Here is a 23,007-nt window from a genome sequence, read left to right as displayed (position 1 = left end):
TCTTCACTTCAGACAGGACGAATTTATGTGGCTCTTGGTTCTCGCTTATCTCGGTGGTGTGCTGACGATCGTCAGCCCGTGCATCCTGCCGGTGCTGCCTTTTGTCTTCGCTCGCACCGGTCAGCCGTTTATCAAAAGTGGCTTGCCGCTGCTGGCGGGGATGGCGGTGACCTTTGCGCTCGTCGCCTCATTGGCAGCGGTGGGCGGCGGTTGGGTGGTGCAAGTCAATCAGTACGGGCGCTGGCTCGCGTTGCTGTTCGTTGCCCTGTTCGGGCTGACCTTGCTGCTGCCGCGTGTAGCCGAGCGTCTGACCCGGCCGCTGGTGTCGGCCGGCAGTCGTCTGTCGGAGGCCGCCGGGCAGGACAATCGCCCGCGTCCCGGCGCTTCGTTTCTGATCGGGGTCGCGACGGGGCTGCTGTGGGCACCTTGCGCCGGGCCGATCCTGGGGCTGATTCTGACCGGCGCCGCGTTGCAAGGGGCAAGCATCGCCACCACGCTGTTGTTGCTCGCCTACGCGGCGGGTGCCGCCACCTCGTTGGCCGCGGCGCTGTTGCTCGGCGGTAAGGTTTTTGTGCTGATGAAGCGCTCGATCGGTACCGGTGAGTGGATTCGTCGTGGTCTCGGCGCCTTGATGTTGGCCGGCGTCGCGGCCATTGCACTGGGGCTCGATACCGGGGCCCTGGCACGGTTATCGACGGCGTCTACCGGAGGTCTGGAACAGGCGTTGGTCGGCAAGCTTTCGACCCGTTCTGCCCGCGCAAACGGCACGATGATGACGCAGGTTCCCGCTGAGGAAGGCGCTGCGAACGGCAGCATGATGGCCGCTGGCGGTGCGATGAAAATGGCCGCGAAGGCGCCGGGGACTTTACCGGTCGAGGGTCAGTTGCCGCCGCTTGATGGCGCCGTGCAATGGCTCAATTCACCGCCGCTGGATGTTCAGGCATTGAAAGGCAAAGTGGTACTGGTGGATTTCTGGACCTACTCCTGCATCAACTGTCTGCGCACTTTGCCGTACGTCAAAGCCTGGGCTGAGAAATATCGCGATCAAGGTCTCGTAGTAATCGGTGTACACGCACCGGAGTTCGCCTTCGAACGTGATGTGGGCAACGTCACCAAAGCCATGAAAGAACTGGGTATCAACTACCCGGTCGCCATCGATAATGACTACAGGATCTGGCGTGCTTTCAACAACGAATATTGGCCAGCACATTACTTTGCCGACGCTCAGGGACGGATTCGTTACCACCATTTTGGCGAAGGGGACTACGCCGAGTCGGAACGCGTCATACAACAGTTGCTGCGTGAAGCAGGTGCGAAAACCGTGGCCGATGGTTTGATCGACACAGATGCCAAGGGCGTGCAACTGGCGCCGGACATGAATGAAGTGCAGTCGCCGGAAACCTATGTCGGCTACCAACGTGCGGAACATTTCGTACCGGAAACCGGCCTCGTGCCTGACAAGGTCGCATCCTATAACCCGCCAGCCAATCTGACCCTGAATGACTGGAGCCTCGCCGGCCAATGGTCGGTGAGTGCTGAGCGTGCCACGGCCAGTGCGCCGGCCAGTCGCATCGTTTATCGCTTCCATGCCCGCGACTTGCATCTGGTGCTCGGCCCGGCAGCGGACGGCAAACCTGTGCGCTTCAAGGTGATGATCGATGGCCAGATTCCGGGCAAGGCCCATGGCGTCGATGTCGCTCCTGACGGCACTGGCCGTGTGACCGAACAGCGCTTGTATCAACTGGTGCGGCAAAACGACGGCGTGCAGGACCGAACCTTCACCATCGAATTTCTCGACCCGGGCGTATCAGCTTACGCCTTTACCTTCGGTTGATCAGGAGTCCTTGAAATGAAAATCACATGGCGTCGCGTGTTGTTGGGAGTTGCAGTGGCCGGAGTGATTGGCCAGGTTTCGGCGTTCTCCTTTGGGGGCGAGGATGCTGTGCTGATTCCGCCACCAACTCTTGATGAAGTGACCCAGGCGCACAGCGAAACCGCAGTGTTCGCCGGTGGTTGCTTCTGGGGTGTGCAGGGTGTTTTCCAGCATGTCAAAGGCGTGCAGAAAGCCGTCTCGGGTTACGCCGGCGGCGCGGCCGACACGGCGGAATATGAGCGTGTCAGCGAAGGCGATACCGGCCACGCAGAATCCGTGCAGGTCACCTTCGACCCGACTCAGGTGAGCTATGGCAGCCTGTTGCAGATCTACTTCTCGGTGGCCCATAACCCGACAGAACTCAATCGCCAAGGCCCGGACAGCGGCACGCAATATCGCTCGGCACTGTTCCCGGTCAACGCCGAGCAGCAGAAGGTCGCGCAGGCCTACATCGCCCAACTGGATGCAGCTCATGCCTACAGCAAACCCATTGTCACCAAACTGGAAAGCTACAACGGCTTCTATCCGGCAGAGGACTACCACCAGGATTTCCTGACCGAGCATCCGAGCTATCCCTACATCGTGATCAACGACATGCCGAAGGTGGCGAATCTGAAGCAGGTGTTTGCGCAGCGTTATCAGGAAAAACCGGTGTTGGTGAAGGACGGGTCTTGATCAAGGCTCGTTATTTGAGCCTCGGTCGCTCCATGGCAATCACTGACGTCTCGAAACCCAGGCTGGCAAAAAAAGCCTCGGCTCCTTCTCGCCCGGCACGCAGTACCCAGGTGATGTCGGGGTTATCGCCCATGACATGTTTAACCAGTCTGCGGCCAATGCCTGCGCGCCGATGCTGGCCATAGACCACGACCATCGAAAGATAGCCGTTGCACAAACCATCGCTGATGCCTCGGGCGAAGCCGACGACCTGGGTGTCGTGCAGGGCAATTACCGTGCGTTGAGAGTTCTGGATGAGTTGCGCGAAATGTTCGCTGGAACCGGTTCGGTGAGCCCAGCCGTTTTGGCCGAGGAACAGTCGTACCGGCTCCACTTCGTCAGGCCGCAGGTCGCGTACGGTCAGATTGTTATTCATCTACGGTTCGACTCCTTGTCGGTTGTCGCTCGATATCATTATCTGCCCCACGTCTGCATCGCAAATTCGACGAAGCGGCGCAGCTTTGGCAGGCGATAGCGATCCGGCGCATAAAGCAAATGCAGGGGACGGCTGGGCGGTTGATAGTCGGGAACGACGGTCACCAGTTTGCCGTCGCGCAGATCCTGTTCCACCAGCGCATCGGGCAGCATCACGATGCCCATGCCGGTGCGTGCGGCCTGGTGCAACCCGGCGGAAGTGTTCATCAGCATCGGCCCGCTGACGTCGACGAGAATTTCTCCCTCCGGGCCGCTGAGGCGCCAGCGTTTTTCCACCGATTGCCAATCGTCGCCGGCAGGGTAGGCGAACGACAGGCAGTCGTGTTGTTGCAAATCTTCAGGGGTTTGCGGCATGCCGCGCCGGGCCACGTATTGCGGGGAGGCACAGACAGTCAGTGTGTAATCGATCAGAGGACGGGCGATCAGGTTTGATTCTTCGAAATGGCCCAGCCGAAAGGCTACGTCGAGGCCGCTTTCCAGCAAGTCTGGACGACTGTTGGTCAGCACCACATCCATTTTGACCTGCGGATATTGCAGGGAAAAGTCGCTGAGCGCCGGTGCCAGGCGTTCTACGCCAAAGGTCAGTGGCGCGGTAATGCGCAACAGGCCACGGGGCTCATCGAGTGCTTGTTCCGCCAGGCGTTCGGAGTCAGCCACCAGTCCCAAGACATCCAGACAACGCTGGTAGTAAACGCTGCCGAATTCGGTAAGACGCTGGCGTCGAGTCGTGCGCTGCAACAGTTGCACACCGAGCCGCTGCTCCAGCGCGCGCAGGTGATTGCCAACCATGGTCGTCGACATGTCGCACTGCAACGCGGCCGCCGTCATGCTCCCGGCTTCGACGACTTTGACGTACACGCTCATCGACTGGAACAGGTCCATTATCAAGCTCAGCTTTTAAATGAATGAAGTTTTGCCGAGTTTATCCAGTTTCGGTGGTTAACCATACTGCCAGCACACCGATCTTCACTGGAGTTTGAAGTCATGACCGCCGCCCTGATGAACACCTACCAACCGCTGGCCCTGAGTTTCACTAAAGGCCTGGGCACTCGCCTGTGGGATCAGGCGGGTCGCGAGTATCTGGATGCGGTTGCCGGTGTGGCGGTGACCAACGTCGGCCACTCGCACCCGCGGATCGTTTCGGCGATCAGCGAGCAGGCCGGGTTGCTGCTGCACACGTCGAATCTGTACAGCATTGACTGGCAGCAACAATTGGCCAAACGGCTGACCGAGCTGTCGGGGATGGAGCGTGCGTTCTTCAATAACTCTGGCGCCGAGGCTAATGAAACGGCGCTGAAACTGGCGCGTTTATACGGCTGGCGCAAAGGCATTGAGCAGCCGCTGGTAGTGGTCATGACCAACGCGTTCCACGGCCGCACACTTGGCACCTTGTCGGCCAGCGATGGCCCGGCGGTGCGCCTGGGTTTCAACGAATTGCCGGGGGATTTCGTCAAAGTGCCGTTCGGTGATCTCGCAGCGCTGGAACAGGTGCAGCAAAAACACGGTGAGCGGATCGTGGCGATTCTGGTCGAGCCAATCCAGGGCGAAAGCGGTGTGCAGCTTGCGCCGCCGGGTTACTTGAAAGCGTTACGCGAGCTGTGCAATCGCCATGCGTGGCTACTGATGCTTGATGAAATCCAGACTGGCATCGGCCGCACCGGCCGCTGGTTTGCGTTCCAACATGAAGGCATCGTCCCGGATGTCATGACATTGGCCAAAGGACTGGGCAACGGTGTGCCGATCGGCGCGTGCCTGGCCCGGGGCTGGGCGGCGGATCTGTTTACGCCCGGGAGCCATGGAAGCACTTTCGGCGGCAATCCGCTGGCGTGCCGGGTCGGTTGCACGGTGCTGGACATCATCGAAGAACAGGGCCTGCTGGAAAACGCCAGGATTCAGGGGGAACGGCTATTAACTCGCCTGCGCGCAGAGCTCGCGGACAATCCCAACGTGCTGGCGATTCGCGGGCAGGGCTTGATGATCGGGATCGAGCTGAAACAACCGGTGCGTGATCTAACGCTGATCGCGGCGCGGGATCACGGGCTGTTGATCAACGTCACGCGGGGCAAAACGATACGGCTGCTGCCACCGTTGACGATTGATGAGCGGGAGGTGGATATGATTGTCCGAGGTGTGGGATGTGTCGTTCAGTCGTGACGATTTTCACTCTTCGATCAAATGTCTGACTTTGGCTTTTCCTGCGCGCATTTCGCCGATCGATTTGATCAACCGGTCGGCGTTTGCGGATGAGCTCATCAAGTAGGCTGTTTCTTCGAGTGTGCTGTTTTCGCTAAGAGGCATCATCACGACAGGCTCAGATTCTTGTCGGGATTGCGAAGTTAGGTCTCGATCCTCGCTGGATGCCAAGAACGTATGGAGGTGAGTACAGGATGACAAGGCGACACCTACTAGTGGCTGTTTCGCAGAAAGGCTTACTGCGAGCACCTTCAGTATCACTTGAGAACGCTGGAGACGTTTCTGAGAAGGTTGTAATCCTTGTCCACTGTCTCGGGCAGTGAGAAACCGCCGCGTTGTCGGCATTCGGCATTCCCGGTGTAGGAAAAAACTATGGCTAGTCCGGATAATCCGCCAGATCCGGCGCCAGCATCCGCGTCTTCGCCTTGCCATTCGAATTGTGCTGAATGATCTCGCGCGGCTGCCCCTGTTCATTGAAAAACACCTGACCGATCCCCGCCGAATTCCATAAGCGTTCACCTGCCTCAGCATGTTCCGGCGTATACGGCACGATGCGCATGCGTCGGCGTTTGGTGAGCCAGTTCAGCGGTGAGCGTGGCGAGTAGAGCCAGCGGTTGAGGCGGTCGAACCATTCCAGCAGGGTTTTCGGAAACTCGTTTTTGATCCCGCTGCTGGTGATCTGCCAGATTCGCGGCCCGGCCTTGCGGTGTCGGATAAGTACTTCGTAGACGAAGGAATAATGCACATCGCCCGACAGCACCACGTAGTTACCCGGTGTGCGCGAGTGGCGGAAAATATTCAGGATCACCTGCGCCGCACCGCGATGGGCCATCCAGTTTTCCGCGTCGACCAGCAGCGGAAAACCGCACCAACTGAAGACTTTTTGCACGGTTTCAATCAGCTTCACGCCGAAGATCGGCGCCGGGGAAACGATGATCGCTGACGGGTGATCGAGCAGTTCCTGTTGCAGTTCGCTCAGCGCCTCCCAATCGAGCAGGCCCGAGGGCTGCTTGAGCGCCATCTCACTGCGCCAGCGGCGGGTACGGGTGTCGATGACTACCAGCGCCGGACTGCTCGGCAGGACGAAATGCCATTGCTGAAAGCGCAGCAAATCATCGATCAGAGCATCTTGCACCGGGCTGTCGAGATACTGGTCATCACCGCTGGCGCTCAGTCCCAGTGTTTTCTCCAAAACATCCTTGAAGGCATCGGGATTGTTGCCCCAGCCCTGACACAACATATAGGCGATCAACGCGTTGCCGATGATGCGTTTGGAGAACGGATGGCCGTAGGCCGTTTCCTCCCATTGCGCAGACAGGTTCCAGTCATCGGTGATGTCGTGATCGTCGAAAATCATCAGGCTCGGCAGATGCGCGAGCGCGCGGGCGACCTTGCCCAATCCAGCCTTGAAGGCATCGATGCGAGTCTGTTCGAGGGTATAGCGCTTGAGGCGTTCGGGCGTCAGTTCAGGCGCTTGCGGATCGATCAGCGACCAGGCCGTCGGCGACCACACCAGCAAGTACATCGCCATGACTTCGGCGAAGGTCACCAGGTGATTGTCAGCGCTGCTGCTGGTGAAAATCGGCTTACGCGCACCGCCGAAAAATCGCTCGCGCAATGTCTCGTTGCTCTCCAGCGCCGGTAACAAATCCGCACGGTGGTAGTAACTGGCCGGGTGTTCGTAGAGCTTGGCGCTGTCGCTGACTACCGCGCCTTCGAGGTGTTCGTCGAACAGGCCGAGCCTTTCGATCAGGGCATGAATCGCCCGCAGCATCGGACCAGCCACATCGTCGGCGTAGATCTGGTCGCCGCTCATCATCAACAGGGCCGGACGTTGTTGCGGGTCGGTTGCCGTCGCCAGCAATTGGTCGACGCACAGCAAACCATCCGCCGCCGGGTGATGCGGTTTGCGGCAGGAGCCGTGTAGCAGTTGATCGATCCGTGAGCGCAGAACGAAGTTCGGGCTGGTCGCATCGCCGTACAGCAGATGCGGCGCCCAGTCGGCGATGCCCTCAGCGTTGTCGATCAGCAGGTCATAGGCGATATGCGTATCGCAGGGCAGGGTGTTATCGAGAGAAACATCGATGAGATGAACAAACGCCTGACGGCCTACCGGGATAACGTTGCATTTCTCTGCGTCGAGAGGAATGTCTCCTACCCCTTGCAGGCGCAAGGTCAGCGCCAGTGGCCGCGTGCCGACCAGCCACATGACCATGCGCGTAGGCTCCAGCCGTCGCAACAGCGGGCCGGCCAGGACAGGAGGCAGCGGGATCAGGTCAGCGGGTGTCGAAGACATCGAGGGCAAAGCTCAAGGCGCACAGGCCGGCGATGATAGCGCAGGCGGCGCCTTGATCCCTTAAATCAGCCTTAAGAGTCGGCTTTTTGCAGTTTCAGCGCCAACAAACGCCATTGAGCAGGCAGCGCGTCAACTCGCGGCTGCTCTTGCACCGAGCAATCGAAACGGTAGGTGACATCGTCGCCGTTCATGTTGCGCGCGGTGACGGTGTTGTTGAAGGTGTATACCTGATCCTTGAAGCGGTGGCTGACCAAGGCTTTGCTGTCAGCAAAACGCGCCGACGCGGGAAAGCGCAACGTACTGGTCACAAACGGGCTGCACATGACATACGCGATCATCGACTTGTCGGCCTGGGCGTCGCCGCGCAATTTCTTGTTCAGCGCTGCCAGGGCCATGCGACCGTCATAGTCGCTTTGATCCAGCACGGTCTGTAACCCGATCGATTTCGGCGCCCGGCTGGCGTAGTTCGGCAGCAATGCGGAGTCGGCGGGAGAGGGCGTGTCGTCCGGCTCGATGGCAGCAAAAGCCGGCGCATCTTTCAGTTCGGCGGCGGGTGTGACTGCCTCGGCTTCAGGCAATAGAGAGGTCGGCTCGGTGACTTGCGTGTTTTCAGCCTGCGCCGGCTCGTAGTCATGCGACGAAGGGAACAACGACAACGTGATCGACAGCACCACCATCGCCACAATGAAGCCGCCCGCTGCGCCGACGATGTTGCCGTAGACAATATTCCAGCTACCGCGGTTCTTGACCACCCAGCGCCACATGAACCCCCACACCGCGACAAACGCCAGAAAACGCAGAAACTCCATTTGATCCTTTCCTTAAACCTTCAAAACCTGAAATCAACGCACGCCCAAGGTGAACGCTGACGATGGGCGGCAAGATAACAAAACAGACGTGTAATGCCAGTGGCGATAGCGGTGCTCAGTGAAAATTGAGCGCGAAAAACGCCAGCGTCGTCACACCCGCAGCCAATCCACAGATGCCAGCGAAAAGTTGCCGGGCCAACGGATGCTCGGGCTGAGGGCGCCTGACCAGCCACATCCAGACGCCCGCCAACACGCCGAACGTGGTGATCATTTGCAACACGCTACTGGCAAGATTTTCCGGTGAAGGAGAAACGTGCGCCGGGAAAAGGCCCGAACAGATCACCGAAAAAATCATCGCTACGATGAAGCCGCTGGCGGCACCCGCCAGGTTGGCGAGGATCAGGTTCCAGGCACCACGGGTCTGCACGACCCAAGCCCAAACGGCTGCCCAGACGAAAAAGTACAACACGGCCATCAAGGTGTTTCTCCCTCTGAAAATTGACTCCATCGAGGCGCTGGCGACCTCGTTACTGGCAGTGGACGGCAAGATAGCAAAATAGTAGCTTCGCGCCATCGCTCTTATCTGTAATGGACTACCTATGCCTGTCAGAACTCATTTTTTGCGCCTGTTCTGCGCAATCACAATTACCGTCGCAATAACCCCCGCATTCGCCGCTGTGCAAGAACATCCGGAAAACAGCTGGAAGTATTACGCCGGCAACTGCCAGCGCGTGCTGGAAAAAATGGCCGACGTACAAAGCGGTCGGACCACGGCCTACGACGTGATGTTTGCCCTGGAAAGCAACCTGCAGATCATGAATGAACACCGCTCCAACCTGACGCCCAATCACTTGGGCTCGCGAGAATTCGCCGAATGCGAAAACTTTGCGGGCCAGGCTGAATCAATCATTGCCCAAGGCAAAGCCGAGTTCGCCGCGAAAATGCAAGGTGCTGCGGAGCAAGGTCGCATCGCCCACCAGAACTCCCCCGAATACCAACGCGCCCGCGCCCTCGGCTACAGCGACGTCGGCGACATCTCCTTCCTGAAACTGCACGAAGACACAGACGGTGAAGCACGCCTGAAAACCATGTTGATCACCGTCGACGAAATCTGCGGCCAATACTTCCGCGCCACGCAATACGTGAAACCGTATGTGATCTATACGGTCCGGCCTTCTGACGGCGGTTGTGGTGAGGTGAAACGCGTAGCGGTGGTTGGCGGCCGATCGGTGGAGAAGGGCGATTACATTGATGAGAAGGGCGAATTTCAGTATCTGGGCTGGAAAAAGCTTGTCGGCGCCGATGGCTTCCCGACGGATATCCGCGTGCTGAAAGTCCGTCGTTGAACCAAAGAAATACCGGGATGTTTTCTTGAAGATGAGGATGGACAGATGATCGACTTCAACAACAAAGGCTTCTTCAAACTCAAGCAGAACGATGAGTACGCCGAACGCGTAAGCGCGCTGCTGCTGGATGGCGAAGAAGTGATCGACTCTTACAAGGCCATGCGTGACGGCGTGGTGTTTACCAACAAACGCATCATCGCGGTCAACGTTCAGGGGATTACCGGCAGCAAGAAGGATTTCACGTCCTTGCCGTACAAGAACATCGTCGCCTACTCGGTGGAAACCTCGGGCACCTTCGATCTGGATTCGGAGCTGGAGATTTACTTCTCGTCACTGGGGAAGGTGAAGTTCGAATTCACCGGGAAGACCTCGATGGTGGAGATCTCCAAGTACATCTCGAAGCATCTGCTGTAACGGCTCAGCCCATTACAAGATGTCTTTCAAATAGCCCTTGAGCGCAAGGAGCGGCTGATCCAGCTGCTCCAGCGAACGCGCCTCGCTGAAGTCAGCGGATAACTTGTGCAACTCGCGCCCCAGCGGTTTTTCGACACCGCCCAAGGCATCCATCGCCAGCCCCAGGCATTCATTCATCTTGAACTGAATGGTCTCGACATCCCCGCGCCGCACCAATAGTTCGAAAATGTCTTTCTGGTAATCACCCATGACCATGTCGTCCCGCAGGATCGGGCTCAGGCCTTCTTCCTCGTAAGCGAGTTTGAGAGAGAAAAGGGCGACTGTTTCCAGTGACGTTTCCATGGGTGGGTCCTTGGGGTTTCGGTTAACCAAGTAGCGGTGAATCAAAAGATCGCAGCCTGCGGCAGCTCCTACAACAGCAGCCACTTTCGAGCAGACGAAAAAAAAGGCCTTGCTAAGCAAGACCTTTCTTAATTTTGGTGCCCCGAGGGAGACTCGAACTCCCACTCCTTTCGAAAACGGATTTTGAATCCGCCGCGTCTACCAATTCCGCCATCAGGGCTCAATGGCGGCGAAGTATAGAGATGAGATTACCGTCGGTCAATCAGGTACATAGAGAATTTTCGATATTTCCGCTAGACTTTCCGGCCCTGCTAGACGAACCCCATCATGCGCGTTGCTGACTTTACTTTCGAGCTCCCTGATTCGCTGATCGCCCGCCACCCTTTGGCCGAGCGTCGCGGTAGTCGCCTGCTGACCCTTGACGGGCCTAGCGGCGCCCTCGCACACCGTCAATTCACTGATTTGCTTGAGCATTTGCGCCCGGGCGATTTGATGGTGTTCAACAATACCCGGGTGATTCCGGCGCGGCTGTTCGGGCAGAAAGCGTCCGGCGGCAAGCTGGAAATTCTCGTTGAGCGGGTGCTCGATACGCACCGCGTGCTGGCCCATGTGCGTTCCAGCAAGTCGCCGAAGCCGGGTTCGAAGATCCTTATCGATGGCGGTGGCGAAGCCGAAATGCTCGCGCGTCACGATGCGTTGTTCGAGCTGGGCTTCGCTGAAGAAGTGTTGCCGTTGCTCGATCGTGTCGGGCACATGCCGTTGCCTCCTTATATAGACCGCCCGGACGAAGGCTCGGATCGCGAGCGTTATCAGACCGTGTACGCCGAGAAACTCGGTGCGGTGGCGGCGCCGACGGCGGGGCTGCATTTCGATCAGTCGCTGATGGAAGCGATTGCCGCCAAGGGCGTCGAGACCGCATTCGTCACGCTGCACGTGGGCGCGGGGACGTTCCAGCCGGTGCGCGTCGAGAAGCTTGAAGATCACCACATGCACACCGAGTGGCTGGAAGTCGGCCAGGACGTGGTCGATGCAGTCGTGGCGTGCCGTGCGCGCGGTGGTCGAGTGATTGCGGTCGGCACCACCAGCGTGCGTTCGCTGGAAAGTGCCGCACGCGATGGCGTGCTCAAGCCGTTCAGTGGCGACACCGATATCTTTATCTTCCCGGGCCGGCCGTTCCATGTGGTCGACGCCTTGGTGACCAATTTCCATTTGCCGGAATCGACGCTGTTGATGCTGGTTTCGGCATTTGCCGGTTATCCCGAGACCATGGCCGCCTACAAGGCCGCCGTCGACAACGGTTACCGCTTTTTCAGCTACGGTGATGCGATGTTCATCACCCGTAATCCCGCACCTACTGCCCCTAAAGAAACCGGCCCAGAGGAAACAGAATGAGTCGCGAATGTCGCATGTCCTTTGAACTTCTGGCCACCGATGGCAAGGCCCGGCGTGGTCGCCTGACCTTCCCGCGTGGCACCGTCGAGACCCCAGCGTTCATGCCGGTGGGCACCTACGGCACGGTCAAGGGCATGTTGCCGCGTGACATCGTTGCCACTGGCGCAGAAATCATTCTCGGCAACACCTTCCACCTGTGGCTGCGCCCTGGCACCCAAGTGATCAAGGAACACGGCGACCTACACGATTTCATGCAGTGGAAAGGCCCGATCCTCACCGACTCCGGTGGCTTCCAGGTGTTCAGCCTCGGCGCGATGCGCAAGATCAAGGAGGAGGGCGTGACCTTCGCCTCCCCGGTCGACGGCGCCAAAGTGTTCATGGGCCCGGAAGAATCGATGCAGGTGCAGCGTGATCTCGGCTCCGACATCGTGATGATCTTCGACGAATGCACGCCGTACCCGGCTGACGAAGACGTCGCGCGCGTGTCGATGGAACTGTCGCTGCGCTGGGCTCAGCGTTCGAAAAATGCCCACGGTGACAACACCGCGGCGCTGTTCGGCATCGTGCAGGGCGGCATGCACCAGGATCTGCGCATGCGCTCGCTGGAAGGCCTCGACAAGATCGGCTTCGATGGTCTGGCCATCGGCGGTCTGTCGGTGGGCGAGCCGAAGCACGAGATGATCAAAGTCCTGGATTATCTGCCGGGCATGATGCCGGCTGACAAACCTCGTTACCTTATGGGCGTTGGCAAACCGGAAGATCTGGTTGAGGGTGTGCGCCGCGGTGTGGACATGTTCGATTGCGTGATGCCAACCCGTAATGCCCGCAATGGGCATCTGTTCATTGATACCGGCGTGCTGAAGATCCGTAACGCGTTCCATCGCCATGATGAATCGCCGCTGGATCCGACCTGCGATTGCTATACCTGCCAGAACTTCTCCCGCGCTTATCTGCATCACCTGGACAAGTGCGGCGAAATGCTGGGAAGCATGCTCAATACCATCCATAACTTGCGCCATTATCAGGTGCTGATGGCTGGTTTGCGCGAGGCTATTCAACAGGGTACATTGGCCGCCTTTGTCGATGCCTTCTACGCCAAACGCGGGCTCCCCGTTCCGCCTTTGGACTGAGTTTTCTGACCCCAAGATTCAACATTTGCAACTGGAGTGCTAAATGAGCTTTTTTATCTCTAACGCCATGGCTGACGCGGCTGCACCGGCTGCTGCCGGCCCAATGGGCGGCGGTTTCGAGTGGATTTTCCTGGTCGGCTTCCTGGTCATCTTCTACCTGATGATCTGGCGTCCACAGGCCAAGCGCGCCAAAGAGCAGAAGAACCTGCTGAGCAGCCTGCAGAAAGGTGACGAAGTTGTGACCACTGGCGGCATCGCCGGCAAGATCACTAAAGTTGCCGATGACTTCGTGGTTCTGGAAGTTTCCGACACCGTGGAAATGAAGTTCCAGAAAGGCGCCATCGCCGCCACGCTGCCAAAAGGCACGCTGAAAGCGATCTGAAGCAACAACTTCTACTCAATCGACGGGGCGCGCAAGGCGCCCCGCGTTCATAACGGGCGGCGTGATGCTGAACAAATATCCTCTGTGGAAATACATTCTGATCCTGGCGGTGCTGGCGGTCGGTCTGATTTATTCCGCTCCCAATCTTTATCCTGATGACCCGGCCATTCAGGTCAGCGGTGCAAGCACTGCGCTGCAAGTCAATCAGGCTGATCTGGACCGTGTGAGCACTGCGCTCAAGGAATCCGGGATCAACGTCAAGGCAGCCACGCTGGCGGCAAACGGCAAGGGCGGTCTGATCCGTCTGAGCAAGGCTGAAGATCAGCTGCCGGCCAAAGACGTTGTGCGCAAGGCATTGGGTGACGACTACGTTGTCGCGCTGAACCTGGCACAGACCACCCCGCAATGGCTGCGCAACCTGGGCGCGCACCCGATGAAACTGGGTCTGGACTTGTCCGGTGGTGTGCACTTCCTGCTGGAAGTGGACATGGATAAAGCCCTCGATGCACGCCTGAAAGTTTACGAAGGCGACGTCAAGAGCCTGCTGCGCAAAGAGAAGCTGCGCTATCGCAGCCTGCCGCAACTGGGCGGTGCCATTCAGTTGGGCTTCAGCGATGAAGACTCCCGCGAACAGGCCCGTGCACTGATCCGCAAGAACTTCAACGATTTCGACATTGTTCCGGCCGACCTCAACGGTCAACCGGTGCTGCGTCTGGCGATGACCCCGGCCAAGCTGGCGGAAATCCGTGAATACTCCATCAAGCAGAACTTGACCACGGTACGTAACCGCGTCAACGAGCTGGGTGTTGCCGAACCAATCGTTCAGCGCCAGGGCGCCAACCGCATCGTGGTTGAGCTGCCGGGCGTGCAGGACACTGCCGAAGCCAAGCGTATTCTCGGCAAGACGGCCAACCTTGAGTTCCGTCTGGCTGCAGAGCCGGGTGCTTCGAAAGCCACTTCGGAAACCTTCGAGTTCCGCGAAGGCAAGCGTCCGCCAGCACAGATCGAACGTGGTCTGATCATCACCGGTGACCAGGTTACCGATGCCAAGGCTGGTTTTGGTGAGCACGGCACACCAGAAGTGAACATCCGTCTGGATGGTCATGGTGGTGAGCTGATGAGTCGCGCCACCCGTTCGAACGTTGGTCGCAGCATGGCGGTGATCTTCATCGAACAGCGTCCGGTCACCACTTACACCAAGCAAGTGGTCGATGGCGTCGAGAAAGACGTTGCGGTGCAAACGTTCAAAGAAGAGAAGAAGATCATCAGCCTGGCGACCATTCAGTCGCCGCTGGGCGCTCAGTTCCGCATCACTGGCCTGAACGGTCAGGGCGAATCGTCTGAACTGGCGCTGTTGCTGCGTGCCGGTGGTCTGGCTGCACCGATGTACTTCGCTGAAGAACGCACCATCGGCCCGAGCCTGGGTGCGGACAACATCACCAAAGGTATCGATGCGTCGCTGTGGGGCATGCTGTTCGTGTCGCTGTTCATCATCGCCATCTACCGCTTCTTCGGCATCATCGCCACCGTCGCACTGGCGGTGAACATGGTGCTGCTGCTGGCCTTGATGTCGCTGCTGGGTGCAACGCTGACCCTGCCGGGTATCGCCGGTATCGTGCTGACCATGGGTATGGCGGTCGACGCCAACGTGCTGATCTTCTCGCGGATCCGTGAAGAGATCGCCGCCGGCATGACCGTGCAGCGTGCAATCAACGAAGGCTTCGGCCGGGCATTCACCGCGATTCTCGACGCCAACCTGACCACGTTGCTGGTCGGCGGGATTCTCTTTGCCATGGGCACCGGCCCGGTCAAAGGTTTCGCAGTGACCATGTCCCTCGGGATCTTTACCTCGATGTTCACGGCCATCATGGTGACCCGCGCAATGGTCAACCTGATCTTTGGCGGACGTGACTTCAAGAAGTTGTGGATTTAAGGGGCTGCCATGTTACGTACAATCAACTTCATGGGCGTTCGCAACTTCGCGTTCGGCGTCACAGTGTTTCTCACGTTGCTGGCTATTTTCAGCGTCGCTACCAAGGGCATGAACTGGGGCCTGGACTTCACCGGCGGTACGCTCATCGAGCTGACCTACGAGCGTCCGGCCGATGTCACCAAGGTGCGTGAAGAGCTGGTGACTTCGGGTTACCACGAGGCCATCGTGCAGAGCTTTGGTGCAACCACCGATCTGCTGGTGCGTATGCCGGGTGAAGATCCGCAGTTGGGGCATCAGGTCGCGGAAGCGCTGCAGAAGCTCGGCGGTGATAACCCGGCGACGGTCAAGCGCGTCGAGTTCGTTGGCCCGCAGGTCGGTGAAGAGCTGCGTGACCAAGGCGGCCTCGGCATGCTGCTGGCGCTCGGCGGCATCCTGATCTACCTGGCTTTCCGCTTTCAGTGGAAATTCGCGGTCGGCGCCATCGTTTCGCTGATCCACGACGTGATCGTGACCATCGGTATCCTGTCGTTCTTCCAGATCACCTTCGACCTGACGGTGCTGGCGGCGGTACTGGCGATCATCGGTTACTCGCTGAACGACACCATCGTGGTATTCGACCGGGTTCGTGAGAACTTTCGCGTGCTGCGCAAGGCTTCGCTGATCGAGAACATCAATATCTCGACCACTCAGACCCTGCTGCGGACCATGGCGACGTCGATCTCCACCTTGCTGGCGATCGCGGCACTGCTGTTCTTCGGTGGCGACAATCTGTTCGGTTTCTCGATTGCCCTGTTCATCGGTGTTCTGGCGGGTACTTACTCGTCGATCTACATCGCTAACGTGGTGCTGATCTGGCTGAACCTGAGCACTGAGGATCTGATTCCTCCGGCGAACACCGAGAAGGAAGTCGACGACCGTCCATAACGGCCGTCGTTTTCCCGGCTGTCAGCCCAAGAAAGGCGCGAGTTGAACTCGCGCCTTTTTTTATGCTCCAAGGCTGGGAGAAGCGCGGGCGTGTCCCGCATGTGATGGTCAGGAGGTTCATGTGAACAAGTCGTTGCTGGTTGGTGCGGTATTGGGTGCTGTCGGTGTAACTGCCGGGGGTGCTGTTGCCACCTACAGCCTGGTTAAAAGCGGCCCTGAGTATGCGCAAGTGTTGGCCGTCGAGCCGGTTAAAACACAGATCAAGACTCCACGTGAAGTGTGCAAGGACGTGACAGTGACGCGTCAGGCACCGGTAAAAGATCAGCACCAGATTGCCGGTACCGTTGTGGGTGCGCTGGCAGGTGGTTTGCTGGGTAATCAGATTGGCGGCGGCACCGGCAAGAAAATTGCCACGGTGGCCGGTGCGGTCGGTGGCGGTTATGCGGGTAACAAGGTGCAGGAAGGCATGCAAGAGCGTGATACCTACACCACCACGCAAACCCGCTGCAACACGGTCAACGACATCAGCGACAAGGTCGTCGGTTACGACGTGCGTTACTCGCTCGATGGCAAGGAAGGTAAAGTGCGGATGGATCGCGATCCGGGCAACCAGATTCCGGTCGACAAGGAAGGCAAGTTGATTCTGTCGCAGAATGAGCCAGGTCGGTAACAGGCCGACCGTTTAGAAAGAAGCACCCTGCGGGGTGCTTTTTTGTGCCCGCCATTTCTGGCGCGCCCCGGATCCCCTGTGGGAGCGAGCTTGCTCGCGATTTCGGTCTGGCATTCAGCATCTATGCAGGCTGTTCCACCGCTTTCGCGAGCAAGCTCGCTCCCACAAGGATTTGTTTCGGCCTGAATATAGGCATAAAAAAAGCACCCCGAAGGGTGCTTTTTTCCTTTCGCGTGAAGCTTAGCGCTTCAGCGAAGCCGGCAGGTGCGGCTGGATCGCCGTCAGTACTGCCTTGAAGCATTTGGTGTTGCCGGCAACGATGTGGCCTTTTTCAAGGAAGTCGTGACCGCCGGTGAAGTCGCTCACCAGGCCGCCGGCTTCTTGAATCAGCAGGGCGCCTGCAGCCATGTCCCACTCGGACAGGCCCGACTCCCAGAACGCGTCGAAGCGACCAGCGGCGACATAGGCCAGGTCCAGGCTGGCGGAGCCGGCGCGGCGGATGCCGGCAGTCTGGCCAACCAGGGCGCGGAACATGCCCAGGTAGTTGTCGAGATTATCCATCTGGTCATCACGGAACGGGAAGCCGGTACCCAGCAGGGCGCCGTCAAGGCTGGTGCGACCGCTGACGCGCAGGCGACGACCGTTCAGTTGGGCGCCGCGACCACGGCTGGCGGTGAATTCTTCCTGGCGAACCGGGTCCAGAACCACTGCGTGTTCCAGGCGACCACGGTACTTACAGGCAATGCTGACAGCGAAGTGAGGAATGCCGCGCAGGAAGTTGGTGGTGCCGTCCAGTGGATCGATGATCCACAGGTACTCTTCGCCTTCGATGCCGGTGCCGGCGTGCAGGCCGGTTTCTTCACCCTGGATCGAGTGATTCGGGTAAGCCTTGCGCAGCGCGTCGATGATTTTCTGTTCAGCGGCGCGATCGACCTCGGATACATAATCCTTGGCGTCTTTTTCGTCGACCTTGATGGTATCCAGGCGCTCGATGGAGCGGAAGATCAGTTCACTGGCGCTGCGGGCGGCGCGCAGCGCGATATTCAGCATGGGCTGCATGGATGTGTCACCTAAGGTTGTTAAAGAAAGCCGCGCATTCTATCAGAACTTTTCTTCAGGTGAAGGACGCTGTTCGCTTTCATAGCTTAACGGTAGGCTGTTCTGTAAGATTTGCACCCCTTTCCTGTGTCCGAGAGCGCCTCCCTTGCTGCAGAACATTCGTGTCGTCCTGGTCAATACCAGCCACCCCGGCAACATCGGCGGGGCCGCGCGCGCCATGAAAAACATGGGTCTGTCGCGATTGGTGCTGGTCGAACCGCGGGTCTTCCCGCACCACGAAGCCGATGCTCGTGCTTCCGGTGCCGGTGACATCCTTGAAAATGCGCAAGTCGTCGCCACCTTGGAAGATGCCTTGGTCGGCTGCAATCTGGTGCTTGGCACCAGCGCCCGTGACCGCCGCATTCCCTGGCCACTGCTGGATCCGCGCGAGTGCGGCACCAAAGTGGTTGAAGAAGCCGGGCAGGGCGCCGAAATCGCTCTGGTATTCGGTCGTGAAGATTCCGGTCTGACCAACGAAGAGCTGCAGCGATGTCACTTTCACGTGCACATCCCGTCCGACCCTGCGTTCAGCTCGCTGAACCTCGGCGCGGCGGTGCAGGTGTTGAGCTATGAGGTGCGCATGGCCTGGCTGGCCGCCCAAGGTCAGCCGAGCAAGATCGAGAAGGAAGAAGTGGCTTCGGTGAAAAGCGCCGAGCTGGCGACCATGGATGAGCTGGAGCGCTTTTATGAGCATCTGGAGCAGACGCTGGTCGCCATCGAATTCCTCGATCCGGAAAAGCCGCGGCACTTGATGGCGCGCCTGCGCCGGTTGTACGGACGCAGCTCGGTCAGCCGGGCGGAAATGAACATTTTGCGTGGCATCCTCACGGAAACCCAGAAAGCGGCCCGTGGTGAGCTTCTTAAGCGGAAGGACTAAATGATGTTTGAGCGTTTGCGTGAAGATATCCAGAGCGTATTCCATCGAGACCCGGCGGCGCGTAACGCTTTTGAAGTCCTGACCTGCTACCCCGGCATGCATGCGATCTGGATCCATCGATTGGCCGGCATGCTGTGGCGCAACGAACTGAAATGGCTGGCGCGGCTGGTGTCGAACTTCGGTCGCTGGCTGACCGGGATCGAGATTCACCCGGGGGCCAAGGTCGGTCGTCGTTTCTTTATCGACCATGGCATGGGTATCGTCATTGGTGAAACCGCCGAGATTGGCGATGACGTGACTATTTATCAGGGCGTGACCCTCGGCGGCACTAGCTGGAATAAGGGCAAACGCCACCCGACGCTGGGTGATGGTGTGGTCGTGGGCGCGGGCGCCAAGGTGCTCGGCCCGTTCACCGTCGGCGCTGGTGCCAAGGTTGGTTCCAACGCCGTGGTGACCAAAGAAGTACCGCCGGGCGCCACGGTTGTCGGTATTCCCGGGCGCATCATCGTCAAGTCCGATGAAGAGCAGGATGCCAAGCGCAAGGCCATGGCCGAGAAGATCGGTTTCGATGCCTACGGCGTCAGCGAAGACATGCCCGACCCGGTGGCGCGTGCCATTGGTCAGTTGCTCGATCACCTGCAAGCGGTGGACGGGCGGCTGGAGGGGATGTGCGGCGCGCTGAAGGATCTGGGTAGCAATTACTGTGCGAAAGATCTGCCTGAGCTGCGTGAAGAAGACTTTGCCTGTGTGAAGGGTAAGGATCAGAGTCAGGCCAGCTAAACCGCGCCGATTCCTTCGCGAGCAGGCTCGCTCCCGCAGGGAATAGCGTTCCAGTGTGGGAGCGAGCCTGCTCGCGAAGAACGATAACGCGGTACCGCTGGCTGCATGCCGCCAGCCTTTGCTATGATGCGCGCGCTCTTTTGCGGGTAAACCTGACTAAAGTACTAGGTCTTAAAGTTGACTTAAATACTCGGGAATTGCATACTCGCCCCATTCTGAACTCCGTGGTAACTGTCCATGCGACTGACTACAAAAGGCCGATACGCCGTGACCGCCATGCTTGACCTGGCGTTGCACGCGCAGCACGGGCCCGTGTCCCTGGCCGATATCTCCGAGCGCCAAGGCATCTCCCTGTCCTACCTCGAACAGCTGTTCGCCAAGCTGCGCCGCAGTAACCTGGTTTCCAGTGTTCGCGGCCCGGGTGGTGGCTACCAGTTGTCCCGCGAAATGCAGGGCATTCAGGTCGCTCAGGTGATCGATGCAGTAAACGAATCGGTCGATGCCACCAAATGCCAGGGCCAGGGCGATTGCCATTCCGGCGACACCTGCCTGACCCATCATCTGTGGTGCGATTTGAGCCTGCAGATTCACGAATTTCTAAGTGGTATCAGCTTGGCTGATCTTGTGACTCGCCGTGAGGTGCAAGAAGTAGCCCAGCGTCAGGACCAGCGCCGTTGCAACAGCAAGGCGCCACGCCTGGACAAGATTGAAGCGTCCGCCGTCGAATGACAGCCAGAGAGCTAGCGGCACGCCAGCCCTGATTTAGGAGATAGTCCATGAAATTGCCGATTTACCTTGATTACTCTGCGACCACCCCGGTTGATCCGCGTGTTGCGCAAAAAATGAGTGAATGCCTGCTGGTCGACGGAAACTTCGGTAACCCGGCGTCCCGTTCCCATGTGTTCGGCTGGAAGGCTGAAGAGTCCGTTGAAAACGCCCGTCGTCAGGTGGCCGATCTGGTCAACGCTGATCCGCGCGAAATCGTCTGGACTTCCGGTGCTACCGAGTCCGACAACCTGGCAATCAAGGGCGCGGCACATTTCTACGGCTCCAAGGGCAAGCACCTGATCACCTCCAAGATCGAGCACAAGGCTGTCCTGGACACCATGCGCCAACTGGAGCGTGAAGGTTTCGAGGTTACTTACCTCGAGCCGACCGAAGACGGTCTGATCACCCCGGCCATGATTGAAGCTGCACTGCGCGAAGACACCATTTTGGTCTCCGTAATGCACGTGAATAACGAAATCGGCACCGTTAACGACATCGCCGCGATCGGCGAAATGCTCCGCGCCAAGGGCGTTCTGTTCCACGTCGACGCCGCTCAGTCCACTGGCAAAGTCGAGATCGACCTGCAGAAACTGAAAGTCGACATGATGTCGTTCTCCGCCCACAAAACCTACGGCCCTAAAGGCATCGGCGCGCTGTACGTCAGCCGCAAGCCGCGTGTGCGCATCGAAGCGACCATGCATGGCGGCGGTCACGAGCGCGGCATGCGTTCCGGCACCCTGGCGACCCACCAGATCGTCGGTATGGGTGAAGCGTTCCGCGTAGCCAAAGAAGACATGGCTGCTGAAAACGTCCGTATCAAAGCCTTGAGCGACCGCTTCTACAAGCAGGTCGAGCATCTGGAAGAGCTGTACGTCAACGGCAGCCTGACCGCCCGCGTTCCGCACAACCTGAATCTGAGCTTCAACTACGTTGAAGGCGAGTCGCTGATCATGGCGCTCAAGGATCTGGCGGTATCGTCTGGTTCGGCCTGCACCTCGGCGTCGCTGGAGCCTTCGTACGTGCTGCGCGCCCTGGGCCGCAACGACGAACTGGCGCACAGCTCGATCCGCTTCACCTTCGGCCGTTTCACCACCGAAGACGAAATCGACTACGCCGCGCAGAAAGTCTGCGAGGCCGTTACCAAGCTGCGCGCTCTGTCGCCGCTGTGGGACATGTACAAAGACGGCGTCGATATCTCGAAAATCGAGTGGGCGGCACACTAAATATAGAAGCCGCCAGATACAGATCCTGTAGCGACGCGGCGGTTTACGCAGCGCAGTTGCAGGGTCTCAAGAGCGGCCCTGATGAGTGAGGATTGAGAATCATGGCTTACAGCGAAAAGGTCATCGACCACTACGAAAACCCGCGCAACGTCGGCAAGATGAACGCGGAAGATCCTGATGTCGGCACCGGCATGGTCGGCGCTCCGGCGTGCGGCGACGTGATGCGTCTGCAAATCAAGGTCAACGACGCTGGCATCATCGAAGATGCCAAGTTCAAGACCTACGGCTGCGGTTCGGCCATCGCTTCCAGCTCCCTCGCCACCGAGTGGATGAAGGGCAAGACCCTGGACGAAGCCGAAACCATCAAGAACACCCAGCTGGCCGAAGAACTGGCCCTGCCGCCAGTGAAAATTCACTGCTCGGTACTGGCTGAAGACGCTATCAAAGCGGCTGTTCGCGATTACAAGCAGAAGAAAGGCTTGATCTGACTTTCTGGATTTGGCGACGAGTAAGGAGTCACCGATGGCTATCAGCATGACAGAAGCGGCTGCTCGACACGTGCGGCGCTCCCTCGACGGGCGCGGCAAAGGTGAAGGGATTCGTCTGGGTGTTCGCACCACAGGCTGTTCCGGCCTTGCCTACGTGCTGGAGTTTGTCGACGAGGTGGTTGCAGAGGATCAGGTGTTCGAGAGTCACGGCGAAAAAGTGATCATCGACCCGAAAAGCCTGGCCTACCTGGACGGCACCGAGCTCGATTTCGTCAAGGAAGGGTTGAACGAAGGCTTCAAGTTCAACAACCCCAACGTACGCGGTGAATGTGGCTGCGGCGAAAGCTTCAACATCTGAGGCTTGTCGTGGGTATTCCTTGTCATTTCGCTTTATTCGAGCTGCAACCGGGTTTCCGTCTGGATCTCGAACAGTTGGCCACGCGCTATCGTGAGTTGGCGCGCGGCGTTCATCCTGACCGCTTTGCCGATGCTTCCGAGCGTGAGCAACGGTCGGCTCTGGAGCAGTCTGCACGGCTCAACGACGCCTATCAGACGCTCAAGAGTCCGGCCCAGCGCGCACGCTACCTGCTGACCATCAGCGGGCATGAAGTGCCGATGGAAGTCACGGTCCATGATCCCGAGTTTCTTCTGCAGCAGATGCAATGGCGCGAAGAGCTCGAAGACCTCCAGGACAGTGCTGACCTCGACGGTGTCGCGGTGTTCAAGCGGCGCCTGAAAGTGGCTCAGGAAGAACTCAATGAAGGCTTCGCAGCCTGTTGGGATGATGCAGCGCAACGCGAACAGGCCGAACGCCTGATGCGGCGCATGCAGTTCCTCGACAAGCTCACCTACGAAGTGCGCCAGTTAGAAGAGCGCCTCGACGATTAACCCAGTGCCGCTCCGGTCGCACGCCTGATATA

The 23,007-nt window shown here is 58.8% G+C and carries 25 protein-coding genes and 1 tRNA gene; 18 read left to right on the top strand and 8 right to left on the bottom strand.

The annotated features are described in order from the left end of the window. Window positions 1–25 precede the first annotated feature (25 nt). Complete coding sequence (locus tag AB4O01_RS14690) at window positions 26–1,834, top strand: cytochrome c biogenesis protein DipZ (RefSeq protein ID WP_414927043.1); 1,809 nt, start codon at window positions 26–28, stop codon at window positions 1,832–1,834. A 15-nt stretch (window positions 1,835–1,849) separates the two neighbouring features. Further along, a complete protein-coding gene (msrA, locus tag AB4O01_RS14685) occupies window positions 1,850–2,548 on the top strand; it encodes a peptide-methionine (S)-S-oxide reductase MsrA (protein ID WP_414927042.1) in 699 nt (232 codons plus the stop codon). Window positions 2,549–2,558: 10 nt separating this feature from the next. On the opposite strand, the gene AB4O01_RS14680 is transcribed toward msrA, so the two are convergent. Both AB4O01_RS14680 and AB4O01_RS14675 read right to left on the bottom strand, forming a co-directional pair. Beyond that, complete coding sequence (locus AB4O01_RS14680) at window positions 2,559–2,963, bottom strand: GNAT family N-acetyltransferase (RefSeq protein WP_460088955.1); 405 nt, start codon at window positions 2,961–2,963, stop codon at window positions 2,559–2,561. A 38-nt stretch (window positions 2,964–3,001) separates the two neighbouring features. After that, window positions 3,002–3,904 (bottom strand): LysR family transcriptional regulator, encoded by a 903-nt coding sequence (locus AB4O01_RS14675; protein ID WP_093430664.1) that lies wholly within the window; start codon window positions 3,902–3,904, stop codon window positions 3,002–3,004. Between the two features lie 102 nt (window positions 3,905–4,006). Here AB4O01_RS14675 and AB4O01_RS14670 point away from each other — a divergent pair, with 102 nt between their 5' ends. Then, window positions 4,007–5,176, top strand: a complete 1,170-nt coding sequence (locus AB4O01_RS14670) for an acetylornithine/succinylornithine family transaminase (RefSeq protein WP_460088954.1) — start codon at window positions 4,007–4,009, stop codon at window positions 5,174–5,176. 415 nt (window positions 5,177–5,591) lie between these two features. Here the strand turns inward: AB4O01_RS14670 and AB4O01_RS14665 are convergent, their stop codons facing one another. The 3 genes from AB4O01_RS14665 to AB4O01_RS14655 all read right to left on the bottom strand — a co-directional run bounded on the left by AB4O01_RS14665 (window position 5,592) and on the right by AB4O01_RS14655 (window position 8,795). Next, window positions 5,592–7,511: an alkaline phosphatase D family protein gene (locus AB4O01_RS14665; protein WP_460088953.1), complete on the bottom strand. Its 1,920-nt coding sequence runs from the start codon at window positions 7,509–7,511 to the stop codon at window positions 5,592–5,594. 71 nt (window positions 7,512–7,582) lie between these two features. Further along, on the bottom strand, window positions 7,583–8,320 hold the full coding sequence (locus AB4O01_RS14660; RefSeq protein ID WP_460088952.1) for a hypothetical protein: 738 nt from the start codon (window positions 8,318–8,320) through the stop codon (window positions 7,583–7,585). 115 nt (window positions 8,321–8,435) lie between these two features. Next, the gene (locus AB4O01_RS14655) at window positions 8,436–8,795 is read right to left on the bottom strand and encodes a hypothetical protein (protein WP_460088951.1); all 360 of its coding nucleotides are present in this window, start codon (window positions 8,793–8,795) and stop codon (window positions 8,436–8,438) included. A gap of 124 nt (window positions 8,796–8,919) precedes the next feature. On the opposite strand from AB4O01_RS14655, the gene AB4O01_RS14650 reads away from it, so the two are divergent. Further along, window positions 8,920–9,666, top strand: a complete 747-nt coding sequence (locus tag AB4O01_RS14650) for a hypothetical protein (RefSeq protein ID WP_460088950.1) — start codon at window positions 8,920–8,922, stop codon at window positions 9,664–9,666. Window positions 9,667–9,711: 45 nt separating this feature from the next. Further along, window positions 9,712–10,080 (top strand): PH domain-containing protein, encoded by a 369-nt coding sequence (locus AB4O01_RS14645; protein ID WP_034156100.1) that lies wholly within the window; start codon window positions 9,712–9,714, stop codon window positions 10,078–10,080. 12 nt (window positions 10,081–10,092) lie between these two features. Here the strand turns inward: AB4O01_RS14645 and AB4O01_RS14640 are convergent, their stop codons facing one another. Continuing rightward, window positions 10,093–10,422: a hypothetical protein gene (locus AB4O01_RS14640; RefSeq protein WP_150652694.1), complete on the bottom strand. Its 330-nt coding sequence runs from the start codon at window positions 10,420–10,422 to the stop codon at window positions 10,093–10,095. Between the two features lie 135 nt (window positions 10,423–10,557). After that, window positions 10,558–10,642, bottom strand: a tRNA-Leu gene (locus tag AB4O01_RS14635). 107 nt (window positions 10,643–10,749) lie between these two features. Here AB4O01_RS14635 and queA point away from each other — a divergent pair. The 6 genes from queA (at window position 10,750) to AB4O01_RS14605 (ending at window position 16,853) form a co-directional block, all read left to right on the top strand. Continuing rightward, on the top strand, window positions 10,750–11,814 hold the full coding sequence (gene queA / locus AB4O01_RS14630) for a tRNA preQ1(34) S-adenosylmethionine ribosyltransferase-isomerase QueA (protein WP_460088949.1): 1,065 nt from the start codon (window positions 10,750–10,752) through the stop codon (window positions 11,812–11,814). Window positions 11,815–11,828: 14 nt separating this feature from the next. Next, the gene (tgt, locus tag AB4O01_RS14625; protein ID WP_162130185.1) at window positions 11,829–12,944 is read left to right on the top strand and encodes a tRNA guanosine(34) transglycosylase Tgt; all 1,116 of its coding nucleotides are present in this window, start codon (window positions 11,829–11,831) and stop codon (window positions 12,942–12,944) included. Between the two features lie 43 nt (window positions 12,945–12,987). After that, window positions 12,988–13,326 carry a preprotein translocase subunit YajC gene (gene yajC / locus AB4O01_RS14620; RefSeq protein WP_007916913.1) on the top strand — a complete coding sequence of 113 codons (339 nt, stop codon included), beginning with the start codon at window positions 12,988–12,990 and terminating at the stop codon, window positions 13,324–13,326. A gap of 64 nt (window positions 13,327–13,390) precedes the next feature. Then, the gene (gene secD, locus AB4O01_RS14615; protein WP_099757103.1) at window positions 13,391–15,259 is read left to right on the top strand and encodes a protein translocase subunit SecD; all 1,869 of its coding nucleotides are present in this window, start codon (window positions 13,391–13,393) and stop codon (window positions 15,257–15,259) included. A 9-nt stretch (window positions 15,260–15,268) separates the two neighbouring features. Continuing rightward, the gene (gene secF, locus AB4O01_RS14610; RefSeq protein WP_186624502.1) at window positions 15,269–16,183 is read left to right on the top strand and encodes a protein translocase subunit SecF; all 915 of its coding nucleotides are present in this window, start codon (window positions 15,269–15,271) and stop codon (window positions 16,181–16,183) included. A 121-nt stretch (window positions 16,184–16,304) separates the two neighbouring features. Next, complete coding sequence (locus AB4O01_RS14605; RefSeq protein WP_460088948.1) at window positions 16,305–16,853, top strand: glycine zipper 2TM domain-containing protein; 549 nt, start codon at window positions 16,305–16,307, stop codon at window positions 16,851–16,853. 240 nt (window positions 16,854–17,093) lie between these two features. Here AB4O01_RS14605 and suhB read toward each other — a convergent pair whose 3' ends face one another. Continuing rightward, a complete protein-coding gene (gene suhB, locus AB4O01_RS14600) occupies window positions 17,094–17,912 on the bottom strand; it encodes a type III secretion system regulator SuhB (RefSeq protein WP_016773320.1) in 819 nt (272 codons plus the stop codon). A gap of 145 nt (window positions 17,913–18,057) precedes the next feature. Here suhB and trmJ point away from each other — a divergent pair, with 145 nt between their 5' ends. From trmJ to hscB, 7 genes are all read left to right on the top strand, one after another. Then, on the top strand, window positions 18,058–18,828 hold the full coding sequence (gene trmJ, locus AB4O01_RS14595; RefSeq protein WP_093430653.1) for a tRNA (cytosine(32)/uridine(32)-2'-O)-methyltransferase TrmJ: 771 nt from the start codon (window positions 18,058–18,060) through the stop codon (window positions 18,826–18,828). Between the two features lie 3 nt (window positions 18,829–18,831). Further along, window positions 18,832–19,608: a serine O-acetyltransferase gene (gene cysE, locus AB4O01_RS14590; RefSeq protein WP_025109222.1), complete on the top strand. Its 777-nt coding sequence runs from the start codon at window positions 18,832–18,834 to the stop codon at window positions 19,606–19,608. Between the two features lie 237 nt (window positions 19,609–19,845). Then, complete coding sequence (gene iscR / locus AB4O01_RS14585) at window positions 19,846–20,337, top strand: Fe-S cluster assembly transcriptional regulator IscR (RefSeq protein ID WP_038362955.1); 492 nt, start codon at window positions 19,846–19,848, stop codon at window positions 20,335–20,337. A 47-nt stretch (window positions 20,338–20,384) separates the two neighbouring features. Then, the gene (locus tag AB4O01_RS14580) at window positions 20,385–21,599 is read left to right on the top strand and encodes an IscS subfamily cysteine desulfurase (RefSeq protein ID WP_460092194.1); all 1,215 of its coding nucleotides are present in this window, start codon (window positions 20,385–20,387) and stop codon (window positions 21,597–21,599) included. 101 nt (window positions 21,600–21,700) lie between these two features. Next, window positions 21,701–22,087, top strand: coding sequence for a Fe-S cluster assembly scaffold IscU (gene iscU / locus AB4O01_RS14575; RefSeq protein WP_007916892.1), 387 nt, complete (start codon window positions 21,701–21,703; stop codon window positions 22,085–22,087). A gap of 34 nt (window positions 22,088–22,121) precedes the next feature. Then, window positions 22,122–22,445: an iron-sulfur cluster assembly protein IscA gene (iscA, locus tag AB4O01_RS14570; protein ID WP_003227904.1), complete on the top strand. Its 324-nt coding sequence runs from the start codon at window positions 22,122–22,124 to the stop codon at window positions 22,443–22,445. 8 nt (window positions 22,446–22,453) lie between these two features. Further along, window positions 22,454–22,975, top strand: coding sequence for a co-chaperone HscB (hscB, locus tag AB4O01_RS14565; protein ID WP_460092193.1), 522 nt, complete (start codon window positions 22,454–22,456; stop codon window positions 22,973–22,975). Window positions 22,976–23,007 lie beyond the last annotated feature (32 nt).

The organism is Pseudomonas sp. S2_E02 (genome assembly GCF_054668355.1).
The sequence above is the reverse complement of the archived record's forward strand: the minus strand, read 5'-3'. Positions and strand labels throughout refer to the sequence as shown.